The 15,061-nt window shown below is 35.2% G+C and carries 13 protein-coding genes; all 13 read right to left on the reverse strand.

The features are described 5' to 3' along the window. Positions 1–53: 53 nt before the first annotated feature. Positions 54–1,133 carry an AI-2E family transporter gene (locus NSS71_RS11620; protein WP_047944336.1) on the reverse strand — a complete coding sequence of 360 codons (1,080 nt, stop codon included), beginning with the start codon at positions 1,131–1,133 and terminating at the stop codon, positions 54–56. Between the two features lie 286 nt (positions 1,134–1,419). Beyond that, on the reverse strand, positions 1,420–1,551 hold the full coding sequence (locus NSS71_RS11625) for a DUF3918 family protein (RefSeq protein ID WP_341151707.1): 132 nt from the start codon (positions 1,549–1,551) through the stop codon (positions 1,420–1,422). A gap of 54 nt (positions 1,552–1,605) precedes the next feature. Continuing rightward, complete coding sequence (locus NSS71_RS11630; protein ID WP_144547312.1) at positions 1,606–1,794, reverse strand: hypothetical protein; 189 nt, start codon at positions 1,792–1,794, stop codon at positions 1,606–1,608. Between the two features lie 294 nt (positions 1,795–2,088). Beyond that, positions 2,089–4,515, reverse strand: a complete 2,427-nt coding sequence (recD2, locus tag NSS71_RS11635) for an SF1B family DNA helicase RecD2 (protein ID WP_341151708.1) — start codon at positions 4,513–4,515, stop codon at positions 2,089–2,091. 43 nt (positions 4,516–4,558) lie between these two features. Further along, on the reverse strand, positions 4,559–5,209 hold the full coding sequence (locus NSS71_RS11640; protein ID WP_047944334.1) for a tetratricopeptide repeat protein: 651 nt from the start codon (positions 5,207–5,209) through the stop codon (positions 4,559–4,561). A gap of 157 nt (positions 5,210–5,366) precedes the next feature. Continuing rightward, positions 5,367–6,482: a tRNA 2-thiouridine(34) synthase MnmA gene (gene mnmA / locus NSS71_RS11645; RefSeq protein ID WP_144580327.1), complete on the reverse strand. Its 1,116-nt coding sequence runs from the start codon at positions 6,480–6,482 to the stop codon at positions 5,367–5,369. A 47-nt stretch (positions 6,483–6,529) separates the two neighbouring features. Further along, positions 6,530–7,672 carry a cysteine desulfurase family protein gene (locus NSS71_RS11650; protein ID WP_341151709.1) on the reverse strand — a complete coding sequence of 381 codons (1,143 nt, stop codon included), beginning with the start codon at positions 7,670–7,672 and terminating at the stop codon, positions 6,530–6,532. 143 nt (positions 7,673–7,815) lie between these two features. Then, positions 7,816–8,235 (reverse strand): cysteine metabolism transcriptional regulator CymR, encoded by a 420-nt coding sequence (gene cymR, locus NSS71_RS11655; RefSeq protein WP_047944330.1) that lies wholly within the window; start codon positions 8,233–8,235, stop codon positions 7,816–7,818. Beyond that, the gene (locus NSS71_RS11660) at positions 8,235–8,918 is read right to left on the reverse strand and encodes a YczE/YyaS/YitT family protein (RefSeq protein ID WP_047944329.1); all 684 of its coding nucleotides are present in this window, start codon (positions 8,916–8,918) and stop codon (positions 8,235–8,237) included. Before NSS71_RS11660 ends, cymR begins: the two co-directional genes overlap by 1 nt. A gap of 268 nt (positions 8,919–9,186) precedes the next feature. After that, a complete protein-coding gene (locus NSS71_RS11665; RefSeq protein WP_053215791.1) occupies positions 9,187–10,329 on the reverse strand; it encodes a M20 peptidase aminoacylase family protein in 1,143 nt (380 codons plus the stop codon). A 41-nt stretch (positions 10,330–10,370) separates the two neighbouring features. Further along, positions 10,371–11,171, reverse strand: a complete 801-nt coding sequence (locus tag NSS71_RS11670) for a GNAT family N-acetyltransferase (protein ID WP_341151710.1) — start codon at positions 11,169–11,171, stop codon at positions 10,371–10,373. An 18-nt stretch (positions 11,172–11,189) separates the two neighbouring features. Continuing rightward, complete coding sequence (gene menC / locus NSS71_RS11675; protein ID WP_047944342.1) at positions 11,190–12,311, reverse strand: o-succinylbenzoate synthase; 1,122 nt, start codon at positions 12,309–12,311, stop codon at positions 11,190–11,192. Positions 12,312–12,740: 429 nt separating this feature from the next. After that, positions 12,741–14,975: a helix-turn-helix transcriptional regulator gene (locus NSS71_RS11680; RefSeq protein ID WP_095258107.1), complete on the reverse strand. Its 2,235-nt coding sequence runs from the start codon at positions 14,973–14,975 to the stop codon at positions 12,741–12,743. Between the last annotated feature and the right edge of the window lie 86 nt (positions 14,976–15,061).

The raw sequence follows: 15,061 nt of genomic DNA on the forward strand, positions 1-15,061 counted from the left end.
TGCTTCATTCGAATTATACTGATTATTAGGCAGTATTGTCAATATTGGTCTATTTATATACGTTTCATTTCTCGTTCTTTTTTTCCAAAATGGGTTTTCATATGAATGATGGCCACTTTTACAATTGATAATAAAGGAACTGCTACAATCATTCCAATCATCCCGCCTATCTCTTCTCCTAGCAATAGCGCAAACATAATAAACAGAGGATGCATATGAGTGCTTTTCCCTACTATATATGGCGATAATATATTTCCTTCGAGAAATTGCAGAATAATAATGATAATCACGACAATAATAATCATTTTCACAGAAACAGTACTTGCTACAATTAATGCTGGAACAGCTCCGATTACCGGTCCAAAGTATGGAATGACATTAGTTATTCCTATGATCATTCCTAATACAAGGGCAAATTTCATATGAAATATCAGAAAAAGAATCATAGAAATAACTCCAATAATTGTACAAACTAATAATTGTCCTCTTATATAGCTGCCTAATGATTCATTTACATCCTCTAAAAATAAGCGAGCACTATTGCGCCATTTATTAGGAATTAATCCATTAAAGCCTTTTCTTACCGCATTTATATCCTTTAACATATAAAAAGAGATAAAGGGAATAAGCATAATTATAATCGAATAATTGACAATCCCCATGGCCCCATTAATTACTTTATTCAAAAGGGATTCCATTTTCCTTTCAAATATGTCAATTCCACGGTCAACTTTATCCTGTAGATTGAGCGGCCAAGACTCCATTTTATTTTGAATCGAATCAATTAAATCTTTATATCGCTCTGCAAGTTTTGGAGCACTAACTGTCAGCTCTTCCAGCTGATCAATAAGAATTGGGATACCTTTATAGATTGCATATCCAATCCCGCCAAAAAATAAAATATAAATAAATGCAACAGACAATCCTCTATGTAAACCTTTTTTATGTAATAATTCTACTATTGGATGAAGTAAGTACGTAAAAAACGCACCAATAATAAAAGGAGTTATAACCTTTGTTATAAGACTTAAAATGGGTAACCATATCGGCGATAGTTTTATAAAAATAAATAAAACAATAAAAAGTAATAAGGTAAATCCTAATCGATAATACCATTTTATTCTTATATCCATTTCCTTTCCTCCCTCCTTAATGTATTGTGAGAGATAATAGGAATTTTTATGCATTTTTTATCTAGTTCTCCATTTCAAATAAACTATCTGTGTAATCGACTTATGTTTGTTTCCGTCACATAGTGGCTGCTGCACAATGGAAAGCCTGCTTGACTATAATTTCAAAACATAATAATAAAATGAAAAAGCCCAAGCGCTGATACGAAATTTTTTTGAGTTCTTCGTATCAGTGCTTGGGTTAAAATAGGGCAGGAATTCTTTTCCAGCCTTATCTTCTGACTCACCATTAAAACATCTTCATTACTTTTCTCTGCACTCTTTTCAGTTGTTTTTGACTTATCATATTATTTTTTTGCATATAGCTAAGTGCCACTACACTAGCTCCAATAGCTATTGCTGTATTTATCGCTTTACCCATTACTTTGCACCCCTTTTATATGGAAGTGAGCGCCAAGATTACACAAAGACAAACTTAGCTTAATCGACGCTCATCTTCGTCAAATAAGTCGTCTAAAGAACTTAAGCTTCCATCTTCTTCTACTTGATGTGTATGAATAATCCCTTTCGTAAGCGATAATTCAATAAAGCAATTCCAGCAGTAATATTGATTGATTCCAATTTTCCCAATATCTTTGCTCTGACAATTTGGACATTTGAGCATAGGAAACACCTCATCTTTATTCGTTTCATGAAATATTCCACTTAACATGAAATTTCCAGGTAAGTATTCCCATTATGCTCTATATCCCGTCCAAATATACCAGTGTTTTTAGGAGTTGGCTGTTTTTATTGGCAAGTTAGAATCCAACTGGATTTTTTCGAAGAAGATAGCATTACTATTTTTCACCTAGAACTTAAAAACATGTAGTACAAACATTGGCAAAAAAAATCCCCTAATATGGGGATTTCTCTTTTAAAAATAGAGATTTTCTTAAAAAGTTTGTACCTAAGTAATTTAGGATTCGGATGCTTCCATAAAATCATATGGGGTGATATTTTCCATTCCGATCATTGGATCGATTTGATTGATTTTACCTTCATACAATAAATCAAATGACTTCTCTTTTGTCATTTCCATCGTCTCGTCTGGTTGATATACATCAGCAAATGCCTCTTTGATCTTTTCTTTTAAGGTTGTTTGCCGGTTTAGTTCATCATTTCGGCTGACACCTAATTCCATTGCTTCCAGTTCTCCACATAGAATCAAAAATTGTTTACTTCTAGTTATTCCGGTGTAAATTAAATTTCTTCTTAACATGCGATAATAACTTTTAACAACGGGCATGATGACGATTGGAAACTCACTGCCTTGCGATTTATGGACAGAACAGCAATATGCCAGCGTAATTTGATTTAAATCCTGTCTCGTATAGGTTGCTTCTATTCCATCAAACGAAACAATAACCATGTCTTGCTTTTCCGTATTTTCCTTCGCATAAAAAATCGATACAATCTCACCCATATCACCATTAAAAACATTGCTTTCTGGCTGATTGACGAGTTGAAGGACTTTATCACCGATCCGGTATGTAACCTCTCCAAATTTCAGCTCTTTTCTGGTGCCATCGGGATTAGGATTTAATATTTCTTGTAAGATAGCATTTAAGCGGTCAATTCCTGCTGGTCCTCTATACATCGGGGCCAATACTTGAATATCCATTGGCGCGAAGCCTTTGTTTTTCGCATTCAAAACAATTTTTTCAATTGCCTGCGGAATTTGACTGGAAGAGCACTTTATAAAAGATCGATCCCCTTGGGGCACAAGAAGATTAGCCGGCAGCTGGCCCTTTTTCATTTCATGTGCCAGCTCGATTATCGATGATCCTTCGGCTTGTCGATAAATATCTTTCAACTTAACCGTAGGAATACATGCTGAATCAAGCAGATCTTTTAATACTTGGCCCGGCCCTACTGATGGCAGCTGGTCTTCATCTCCGACAATAATTACTTGAATATGTTCAGGCAAAGCCTTAAATAATTGATGGGCTAGCCAAATATCAACCATCGATGTTTCATCGACGATGAGGATTTTCCCCTCCAAAGGTTGATCCTCATCCCGTTCAAATGTTCCAGTGCCATTCCAGCCCAGCAATCGATGAATAGTAACTGCTGGTAAACCTGTCGATTCCGCCATTCGTTTAGCCGCTCGGCCAGTTGGCGCCGCAAGAATAAACGGATAGGGTTCATCGTTTTTATAATCATTAGGATCTAAAGAACAACCGTGCAATTCACCATATAATTCAACAATTCCCTTTATGACAGTTGTTTTACCCGTTCCGGGACCACCTGTCAATATTAGCATCGGGGACATAAGCGCTGTTTGAATCGCCTCTCGTTGAGAGGGAGCATATTGAACACCGATACGGTCCTCTAAGTTTCCTAACGCCAGCAGAAATTCCGATTCTGGAAATTGGTCTTTATATTCAGATTGCTCCATTACTCGCTTTATATTTCGTACAAGTCCTTTTTCTGAAAAAAACAAAGAAGGTAAATATATTTTTTTATCCTCAACTATAATTTTTCCTTCTTCCTCTAGCTGAATAACCTGATCTGCTATTTGCGAAAATTCTATCTCCTCTTTTTGATTTTCTTCAAGCAGCGCTTTTACTTTTTCTAGTAAAAATTCCGCATGGAGATAGACATGGCCTTCCTGATTACTGCTCAGCTCTAAAATATACAAACAGCCAGCCTTTAATCGATCTGGATGATTCCCAGTAATTCCAATCTGAGATCCAAGGTCATCTGCTTTTCCAAAACCGATTCCTTCAATATCCTCCACTAATTTATATGGATTTGTCTGGACTATTTCTAGCGTATTTTCTTTATATACCTGATAAATTTTCATCGACAATTGCGGACCAAACCCATATTGATTTAGTGAAACCATCGCTTGCTCTAACCCTTGATTTTTCATTAATGTATCATAGAGGATTTTCGCTTTATCTGATGCAAGTTTGGGCACTGTCTCTAAAATCGATGGCTGATTCATGATTTTAGAGATTGCTTCTTCTCCTAAAGTATCCACAATATTCTCTGCTGTTTTTTCCCCAATCCCTTTAAATAAGTTGCTCGATAAATAAGCAATAACACCTTGCTTTGTTTGTGGCATTTCTTTTCGAAAGGAAGTCGCCTGCAGCTGTAAACCGAATCTTGGATGCTCTTTAAAATCACCAAAGTAAGTATACGTCTCTTCTTCGTTCATCTTTGGTAAATAGCCAGTAATTACCGCTTCTTTATCGTCATAATCATGATTCGTTTCATCAACTCGTATTCTTATCACGGAGTAAAGATTCTGTTCATTGTGAAAAATGGTAACAAGATGCCGTCCCTTTACATACTTTTTTTCATTTTCAAAAAGATCCAAAGAGTTCTGCTCGTTCAACTGAATTCCTCCTTTCTTCCTTTATATTTCATGTCTCTTTCCCTTACTTTTCTTCGATAATTTGCTTTCCGTAACCAGCAAGAAGATGATCTGGCTGAATTTCCAGCGCCTTATTGAACATTTCAACTGCTTTCGCTGTTTTTTCTTTAAAACCATAGGCAACCCCTAAATTGTAATAAGCATCTGCATGAGTGGCATCTAATGCTATACAGGATTGAAATTGTGTGATTGCTTCTTCAATATATTCATTCTGTGCCAAACAGAGCCCTAGCTGAAAGAATGCCTCCGCATCTTGACTATTAAGTTCCACTGCTCTTTGAAAATAAGGAATTGCCAGTTTCCCTTTATCTAATCCAACATAAGTAAGTCCAAGCATAAAGAAATTATCACTTGTTTCGAGGCCCTTTTCTAATGCTAGTTCAAACATATTCTTTGCGGATTCTAAATTTTCTTTTTCATAATAAACGGTCCCTGCACTATAATAGGCTGCTGCCGTTGTATCATCTATTTCAATCGCCTTTTGGTAGAAAGATAATGCCCTTGTATCATCTCCTAAAGCTGATAAAACATTGCCAAAATTAACATAAGAAACAGCATTGTTCGGATTCTTCTCAATCTCTTCCATAAAAAACTTTGCTGCTTCTTCCCATTTACCTTCTTGCATATATTGTATTCCTAATTGACTATTATCCATCTTAAAACACTCCATTTCTTATTGGTAGTATAGCATATTTTCTAATCAAAAAATGAGAAAAGCAACTAGCAAATCCTCTTATTACAGGAGAATTGCTAGCTGCTTTTTGCCATATGTAAAAACTGTCGACTAATTAATGTTAGTCGACAGTTCATCCTTAACCTACATATGTTAATCTTTCATTATCACGGAACACTTTATCAATCGTTCCTCCGCCTAAGCATTCTTCTCCTTGATAGAATACAACTGCTTGTCCTGGCGTTACCGCACGAATTGGTTCGTGGAAGATAACTTTGACTGTATTTTCATCGATAACCTCTACCGTCACTTTATTATCTGGTTGACGGTAACGGAATTTAGCTGTGCATTCAAATGATGTACCAATGCGATCTTTTGATACCCAGCTAACATTGGTCGCAATAATGCTGTCAGAATAAAGCAATTCGTGGTGGAAGCCTTGTCCAACAAATAAGACATTTCGTTTTAAATCTTTGCCTATAACAAACCAAGGTTCTCCACTTCCGCCGATGCCAAGACCATGTCTTTGACCGATTGTATAATACATAAGTCCATCATGACGGCCAATTACTTCTCCATTCATTGTTTCCATATTTCCTTTTTGCGCAGGAAGATATCCGCTTAAGAATTCTTTGAAATTACGCTCTCCAATGAAACAGATACCTGTGCTGTCTTTTTTGGTTGCCGTTGCTAGATTTGCTTTAGCAGCAAGTTCGCGAACCTTTGATTTTTCCATACCGCCAATAGGGAACATTACTTTGCTTAATTGTTCTTCTGTTAGTTGATTTAAAAAATATGTTTGGTCTTTATTATCATCTTTCCCTCTAAGCATGCGCACTTGACCATCTTCTCTGACTACTTGTGCATAGTGCCCTGTTGCAAGATAATCAGCTCCAAGACTCATTGCATGCTCTAAGAAAGCTTTAAATTTAATTTCTTTATTACACATTACATCGGGATTAGGTGTTCTCCCCGCTTTATATTCATCAAGAAAATAAGTGAACACTTTATCCCAGTATTGTTTTTCAAAGTTCACCGCATAATAAGGAATCTCTAACTGATTGCAGACACGAATGACATCTTCATAATCCTCTGTTGCAGTGCAGACACCGAATTCGTCTGTATCGTCCCAGTTTTTCATGAATATACCGATAACATCATAGCCTTGTTCTTTTAAAAGTAGTGCAGCAACTGATGAGTCAACTCCACCAGACATTCCTACTACTACACGGGTATCTTTTGGTGCTTTTTCCATTTTCCATTTCCCCCTTAGCCCTTCCCTTTACATGGAAGGGAAGGTTATCATTTTGTCAGACGGTTAATGATTTTGACTAACTCATGACCGACCTTTTCTATTTGTTGTTCCGTATTATTTAATCCAAAGCTAAATCGAATGGAATTTTTTGTTCTTTCCGATTCTTTGCCAAACATGCTTACTAACACATGAGAAGGTTCGATTGATCCAGCAGTACATGCAGAACCACTAGAAGCAGCAATACCCGCTAAGTCAAGATTAACTAACATTGCTTCCACATTTGTACCGGGAAAGCTTAAGTTTAAAACATGTGGCAAGGTATTATCAACTAATCCGTTTTGCTTAAAAGAAATATTATTATCTTTTAAGATACCTGTAAGGATTTCTTTATATTTTTTAAACTGCTCTTTCTTTTGCAATCTATCCTGTTGAGAAATTTCTACTGCTAGCTGAAAGCCTGCTAAAGAAGGAACGTTCTCAGTGCCAGCTCTTCTTTTTTTCTCTTGTTCTCCACCAAATAATTGAGGATTTAGTTTAATGCCGTTTTTAACATATAAAAACCCTATTCCTTTAGGACCATTAATCTTATGAGAAGAAACAGATAAAAGGTCGATGTGCTGTTCTTTTACATCAATATCTTCTAAACCGTAGGCTTGTACCGCATCTGTATGGAAGACAGCAGGATGATTTTTTAACAATAAGCCAATTTCTTTTATCGGTTGAATCGCACCCACTTCATTATTGCCATACATAATCGTAACAAGAATTGTATCTTCTCTTAATGCTGATTTGAATTCATTCAAATCTATTAGTCCGTATTCATTTACAGAAAGATAAGTAACCTCGTAGCCCTTTTTCTCTAATTCTTGGCAAGCATGTAATACGGCATGGTGTTCAATTTCCGTTGTGATAATATGTTTTCCTTTTGCTTCTTTTCCTTCTGCAATTCCAAAGATAGCGTAATTATCTGCCTCTGTACCACCGCTAGTAAAAATAATTTCATTTTCGTGAGCACCTATACTAGAAGCAGCTACTGCTCTAGCCTTATCCAATATATTTCTTGCCTGTCTTCCATAGGCATGAATACTTGAAGGATTGCCAAATTGATCTTTCATGACTTCATACATTCTATCGATTACTTTTGGATGCATGGGTGAAGTTGCCGCATGATCCACATAAATATGTTCCAAGTTATTCACCTACAATTAATTAGTTGTGATCATTTCAGTTTTCTATTTTTGCCCAATACTTAAAAAAAATCATACAAAGAGCTTTCTACACACTTGATTGCTATTATACGGAAACAGCCATCATTTTTCTAAAATGCAGCTTCTTAAATATAAAACATATAACCATCTGTGCTATCATCTTCTTGATGGTTAGCTAGGTCTTCAATTGTGGTTGAATCTAATACATCTTTTACGGCATCTCTGATTTTCATCCATAGAGCTTTCTTGGCTGGTTCTTCATCTTCGATTCCCTCGACAGGGCTAATAGGCCCTTCTAATATACGAATAATGTCTCCAGCGGTAATTTTATTAGGTTCATCGCCTAATACATATCCACCATACGCTCCACGAATACTGCGCACATAACCAGCATTACGCAATGGAGCAACTAATTGTTCCAAATAATGCTCTGATAAATTATTGGTTTGAGCAATTGATTTTAATGAAATCGGTCCCTCTCCGTGCTTCTTTGCTAATTCCATCATAATAGTTAATCCATATCTTCCTTTAGTAGATATCTTCATTATTTTGCCTCCCGCTCCATATTATGTTGGTGAATATTATTCACCGTTCTTTTATTTCGGTCCAATATATAGTTCGTCCATTTAGTACACTGTGGGATACTCCATCCCGCAACTCTTCCTATTAAAGCAGCATAGATAATCGTTCCCCATGATACAGGTCCACCAAGTATCCATCCTACTATTAAAACAATTGCCTCCATCAATAATCTCGTTCTTGCAATACTCCCGCCAAATTTTTCTGATAAGACTATCATAAGACTATCTCTCGGTCCTGCACCAAGTTTCGCAGAAATATAGAATCCCATTCCATAGCCCATTATAATCAATCCAATTAAAAACATAATCCATTTTTGATAAAGGGTCGCAGGGGTATTCATAAAGGGAAGAAGTAGAAAAATATCAATAAATACTCCTACTAACACCATATTTAATAAAGCACCAAAAGGAGGAAGTTTTTTTGAAAGGATGGCAGCTATCAATAGGATTAAAAAACCAACTATTATTGCCCAGCTGCCGATGGTCAGACCAAACTGAATATGCAATCCAATATTCAAGACATCCCATGGGGCTGAACCTAAATTTGCTGTAATAACTAACACAATGCCTAATGACATAATCAAAAGCCCTATAATAAAAATAAAAAGTCGTTGAACTGGTTTATCTTGGCCTATTAATGATTTCATCTGGTGCCCCTTTTGCTATCCCTATCGTAAGTGTTTTTTCAGTATAATTGCCATTAAGCATTATAGCATAATTACTTTTATAATTGTTGCAGTAAAGAACTGATATTCATTCTTTATCCAGTATAATTAGTTTATATCCTATCTATTCAATAGGATATCATATTTTTTCGTTTTCGCTAAACTTGCTTTTTTTATTGCTGTATATAGAAGCATCTCTAGATTAAAAAGAAAGAATTCCTCCTTTAGCAAAAGAAGAAATCCCTTCAATCTATTGTTTTTCTTCCATTAATTTGACTGTCGATAAAGCCATAATTTTTATCCCATGCAGTAGGCTTTCTAACTGAAAATACATGTCCGGATGATGTAATCCGGGCTGTAAATCTGTGCCTAAGCCAATCATCGTTGTTTGCAGTTGTTCCTTTACTTTCGCATAATAATGAAAATCTTCTCCACCAGGTGTTACTGGAGGCTTTACAAGCCCTTTCTCTCCTAGTATTTCTTTAATACTCTTAGCTACTATTTCTTCCATCGATTTATTTGGTCTTGCTGCTGGCATGTCGGATAGTAGTTCTAATTCTACTCGAGCTCCATTCGCTTCACCTGCTAGTTTCACTTGGCTTTCAAGTCTGGAAATCAATTGTTCCATCGCTTCATTGGTTTGGGCACGAACATCAATGCCAAACTCCGCATAATCGGGAATAATATTAAAATTCTTTCCTCCCGCCTGGGCAAAAGTCATTTTCGCGGAGGCAGGTATAATCGGATTTAGTGGAATAGAACGAATAGCCATATTAATAGCTGTAAGACTGTCGATTACATTTATCCCTAAATGCGGTCTTGCGGCATGTGACTGCATTCCATACAGTTTTCCTTTAAAGCTTGCCGCTGCTCCATGGTAAATTGCAGGAGAACATTCTCCAAATCTCATTTCTTGAATTGGTCGTACATGTAAGCCTAATAAATAATCAACATCATCTAAAAGCCCTTTATTAATAAAGGAAATTGCACCTGCACCAGTCTCTTCAGCTGGCTGGAACAGGCACTTAATTCTCCCCTTTGGTTCTTGGCCTAATTCCTTCAGACATCTTAAAGTAAAAAGCAAAATCGTCGTGTGTGCATCATGACCACATGAATGATTGGCCTTCCATTCTCCCTTCACTTGCTGCCATAACGCATCCATATCTGCTCGAAGCCCTATAACAGGATTATTTTCTTTCCCCCATACCCCAACGATCCCAGTTTGATCATCGAATAATTGATAGGGAATAGATAATTTCTCCAATTCATTTTTTATAAATTTCGTCGTTTCAACTTCTTCCCAGCTTATTTCTGCATTATTATGAAGAAACTGGTACATAGCTATTATCTGTTCCTTTTTCCTGTCTACCCAGCTGTCTATTTGTTCGTGCATTTTTCCCCTCCTCGTATATGTAATTCGTAATTCAAATGGCTTCATTCATTCTCTTTGTTTAAGCTTACAATATAATAATTCACTGGTTCATTTGTCTTTTGAAAGCTGTGAATGATATATCCCCTTACAAACAATTGGGTAAAGACATTTCTATGCATTATACGCCACGTTTCGGCTGCAGCAAAATCTATTTCTTTTATTGTATGTATATCTTTAGGAACAGGAACCTTATAGGTATTCGCTTTTATGGATAGGACATCAAAAGATAAAGGAATAGGGATTTCTCCCCTTGTTTCCCAAGTAACAAGGGAGTGAATTTGCTCCCCTTCCGGATGACGATTATCCGATCGTTTCCCAATGTCCCACTCTAACAATAACCTGTCTGAAGGAAGACCGCCGTTTAATTCATCCTCCATGTCTCCATAATGATTAGAATAATATGTTTTCACTACCCCTCCTAGTTTCGCTATATTTAGATTGGCATTCCGTGATTCTAGCGGGTCAAAAGTCCAGATAATTTTCGTATAGCCACGTTCCAAGGCCATTTCCTTTTGTTTTTCTTTCATTTTAAAGCCCAAACCAGCATTTCTATCCTCTTCCTTCACTGCCATCATATGGGACACTAAATAGATTTCCTTTTGATGAAAACCAGGGAAACTGTAGCAAAAGCCCACTAGTTCCTCTTTCAAAAAAGCCCCTATAATTATTCCTCCATTTTGAATGGAGGCAACTAAAAATGGAAATGGAGTAGTATTCGTCCTGCCCCAAATTGAATTTTGAAGGGAAACTACCAGTTGGATTTCAGCTTTTTCGGTTACTTCTCTTATTATATAAGGATCCACTGTCTTTGTTCCCCCTTATTAAATAAATGGATTAGCATATACCTTCTTAGAAATTAAATGTTGATTAATCACTGTTTCGTTTAAGTCGAACCCAATGCCGGCTCCTTTTGGTACTTCTATTTTTCCTGGCGTAGACAATGTGACTTCTGGACAAATAATATCTTTTTTCCAGTATCGATTCGATGCAGATGTATCCCCAGCAATAGTAAATGCCGGAAGGGAGGTTATCGCGATATTATGCGCTCTTCCGATTCCGCCTTCCAGCATGCCGCCGCACCATACAGGAATATCGTGTTTTTTACATACATCATGTATTTTCTTTGCTTCCGTCAAACCGCCGACACGGCCAATTTTAATATTTATTATCTTACAGCTTCCTAATTCAATCGCTTTTCGAGCATCTTCTACAGAATGAATACTTTCATCCAAACATATAGGTGTTGCGAGCTCACTTTGCAAAATAGAATGGTCAATAATATCATCATATGCTAATGGCTGTTCAATCATCATCAACTTAAGTGGATCTAATTCTTTGATTCGCTCAATATCTGCTAATGTATAGGCAGAATTCGCATCTGCCATTAGCGGGATGTCATAGCCAAAGGTTTGTCTTATTTTTGCTAAAGGCTCTAAGTCATAGCCAGGTTTAATTTTCACTTTTATCTTTTTATAGCCCTCGTTCAAAAAGCGTTCCACTTTTGTTAAAAGCATATCAGTAGTTGGTTCGATTCCAATACTTACCCCTACATCAATCGACGTTTGAACACCTCCAAGCGCTTTTGAAAGAGAAATACCTTGCTGCTTACTATATAAATCCCATATTGCTCCTTCTAAAGCAGCTTTTGCCATATTATTTCTTCTGATTGGAGCGAATCTTTTTGTAACTTCATCTGGATGCGTTATCTCGTCTTTTAACAAGAGGGGAATCAAAAACTCGTTTAGCATATAGATAACAGTTCCAGTTGTTTCCTCACTATAAGTAGGATCAGGTAAAGCGACAGACTCTCCATACCCAATGTGCTCTCCACTATATATTTTAATGATAAGAAAATCCTTTTCTAACAGTTCGCCAAAACTTGTCTTAAACGGACTAACCAGGGGCATTTTTACATGTTGGACTTCGATTTTATCAATTTTCACCATTTCACGTCCTTCTCGTCTAGTATCTTTCTTCTATTTTAATAGTAATTTGGATTATTGGTAGAAATTTATTTAAAAAATCGAAATATCTACTAAAAATTTTTTAACATAAATGAAGTGGGACAAACAAAATATATAATAAATTAAGTCGAACAATCTCTAATTTAGTAGCGAAACCAACTCGTTCCATCATTTTTTTAAAGAATATATAATTATTAGGAAATACAAAGCAGCTTGAATACACGGAGACTCCTATGGGAGATTCGAGAAATCCCAAGCCCTGCTGGAAGCTTGGCACTCGCCCCATGGAAAGCGAAGTGTATTCAGGCTGCGGAACCTTTTTTCTAAAATTAATAAAACCCCGAACAATTATACGAACTTCTCTTAGTATGTACGTATAATTACGCGGGGTTATTTGGTTGAGAATTCTTATGTTTTAGCCATTTTATTGATAACATATTTTCCTGGTGTTATTCCTTCATGCTGCTTAAAAATCCTAATAAAAGTATTCACATTTTTACAGCCAACCATTTCGCCAACCTCGGATACCATATATTTACCTGATTCCAATAAAATTTTTGATTTTTCTACCTTTAATTGATTTACATAATTTTTAAACGAGGATTTTAAATGATCTTTAATCAACTTGCTAACATAGGATTCACTTAATTGAAAATGATCTGCTACTTCCCCTAAAGATAGATCGCTTGTGTAATTTTCTTGAATATAACGAAGAACATTTTCTACAGTGGAAAGTTTAATGGAATGTTTTTCTTCTAAAAGTAACATTAACTCATTGAATATATCGATGAAGGTGTTCTTTAGTATCTCGATATCTGTACTGTTTAAATGAAAGAATAGAGCTTTATTATCCTTTAAAAAATCGCTAAAAGACAGATTACATTTATTCAAGATTCTCTTTATCGTATTGATGAGAGCATTTCGAAAATCATAAATATTATAGATATCCATGCTTTCTTCTCTAAAATTTGTTTCAACTATCTCATTTATCAACTTCTTGGCATACTTCAGCTCTCTTTTCTGCATAAAATTTATTAAAATGCTTTCCGTTTCTACACTATAGGAATAATCCTTCCCAGATGATAATGGAATATGGCTGCTGCATAGAGATTTTGTATCAATAAAAGAATATTTCTGTTCCATAAGTTGAAAGGAAGTTTTAAATATTTTTGGTAATTCTATTAACGATGAAAAGGCTTGCGAGAGGGTAAAAACGATTTCTACTCCTAATTCTTGCTCTATCCTCCCAATCATTCGATGTAAAACATCTAAAATTAGGTGCTGATTTTTTTCTGCAAAAAACAAACAAAAATGTTTATAATCAATGGGAAAAGAAATAAATTTTTGATTGGTTTCTTTTTCATTAAATAAAGCTAATACTTTTTTTCTTAATGTTAAAATATTCCCTTCACTTAAATTGGATTCCCATTCAGAAATCCCCTGCATGGATATAATCACAAGAATTCCACCCTGACAGAATGGATCTAATTGGAGGAGTTTCAACCTTCTCTCCATATTTTGCTTATCATAATTTTCATAAATAATGTTTTTGAGAAAGTTTTCTTGCAAATCAACTAATGAGCTTTGTTGGAGCTGTACTAAGTTTTGATTGGTTTTATTGATAGTATGAATTTTAGAGATAATATAGTCCAACTCATTTTTTATATAACTGTCCGAACTATTCTTTTCCTCTCCACTTTTAATATTTTTGATAATTTCTTCAATGGGTGAATAAGATTTTCTGCTTAAGGTGGTAGTTAGAACAAAACCTAACAAAAGGAGCACAAATAAAATTACTCCGATACTTGTAAGGGTATGAATGGGTAATCCAATTCCTGTATGTACATTCGTTATATATAAATAATGAATAGTTGGTATCGCATTGGAACGTTTTTGATAGCCATTGTATTGATTAACCGAACGATAAACAATTTGATTTTCATGGGTTTTTTTCACCGGTAAAAAACTAGCAAGTACGTTTTCTCCCTTTATGGTAGTAGAGGCTAAGGCAGACTTATTAACAATCGCAAGAATACTATTCGTATCTGGTAAATTGCTCGTTAATAAGTCCTTTTTCTCCCACACAATGAAAAAATAGAGATATTGCTTTTCCTGCTGATAATAGATTTTATTGACAATAACCAGTTTATCTTTGGCGTCATAACACTGTAAATCATTGTTTCCTTTTGAATCCATAAAAGCTTCTAATTCTGTGAAATTTTCATCCATGTGAATAAATTTCATATAGTCTTTAAACAAAAAATAACCATCTGAACTAGTTACATCTGTCCCATAATCTTTTAAAACAGCAAGATTAAAACCTAACTGATCATTTGAAAAATGATTGCCTGTTAACTCATTAAACAATTTACTATATATACTATAATTAAACTGATTTTCCTTTAAAAATTCTGCAATAACATCTTGCTGGGATAACAGCTTGACTACATTTAAGGAAACATCTAGGCGATAGTCAATTATATTACTTTCTCTTTCCAAAAACATTTCATTTAATTTATTTATTTCTAGCCGATTTTGGGAATATTCTTGCGAGATTGTCACAAATAAAATAATAGAAGTATAGATAATGATAACCACGGAGAATGATAGAAATAATTTCTTAAAAATAGTTTTCCGAAACATAATATCCCCCTCTTTTTGTTATTATTCCAATTATATTTTCTAAGTTATAATAAAAAACAATATTTAGAAGAGGTATGTAAACTTAT

The organism is Niallia sp. FSL W8-0951 (assembly GCF_038006525.1).
Classification (GTDB): domain Bacteria; phylum Bacillota; class Bacilli; order Bacillales; family Cytobacillaceae; genus Niallia; species Niallia circulans.

Bases quoted from the DNA above. Each gene is read 5' to 3' on its own strand.
- NSS71_RS11620 (WP_047944336.1), bottom strand. From the start codon at position 1,133: ATGGATATAAGAATAAAATGGTATTATCGATTAGGATTTACCTTATTA.
- NSS71_RS11625 (WP_341151707.1), bottom strand. From the start codon at position 1,551: ATGGGTAAAGCGATAAATACAGCAATAGCTATTGGAGCTAGTGTAGTG.
- NSS71_RS11630 (WP_144547312.1), bottom strand. From the start codon at position 1,794: ATGCTCAAATGTCCAAATTGTCAGAGCAAAGATATTGGGAAAATTGGA.
- NSS71_RS11640 (WP_047944334.1), bottom strand. From the start codon at position 5,209: ATGGATAATAGTCAATTAGGAATACAATATATGCAAGAAGGTAAATGG.
- mnmA (WP_144580327.1), bottom strand. From the start codon at position 6,482: ATGGAAAAAGCACCAAAAGATACCCGTGTAGTAGTAGGAATGTCTGGT.
- cymR (WP_047944330.1), bottom strand. From the start codon at position 8,235: ATGAAGATATCTACTAAAGGAAGATATGGATTAACTATTATGATGGAA.
- NSS71_RS11660 (WP_047944329.1), bottom strand. From the start codon at position 8,918: ATGAAATCATTAATAGGCCAAGATAAACCAGTTCAACGACTTTTTATT.
- NSS71_RS11665 (WP_053215791.1), bottom strand. From the start codon at position 10,329: ATGCACGAACAAATAGACAGCTGGGTAGACAGGAAAAAGGAACAGATA.
- NSS71_RS11680 (WP_095258107.1), bottom strand. From the start codon at position 14,975: ATGTTTCGGAAAACTATTTTTAAGAAATTATTTCTATCATTCTCCGTG.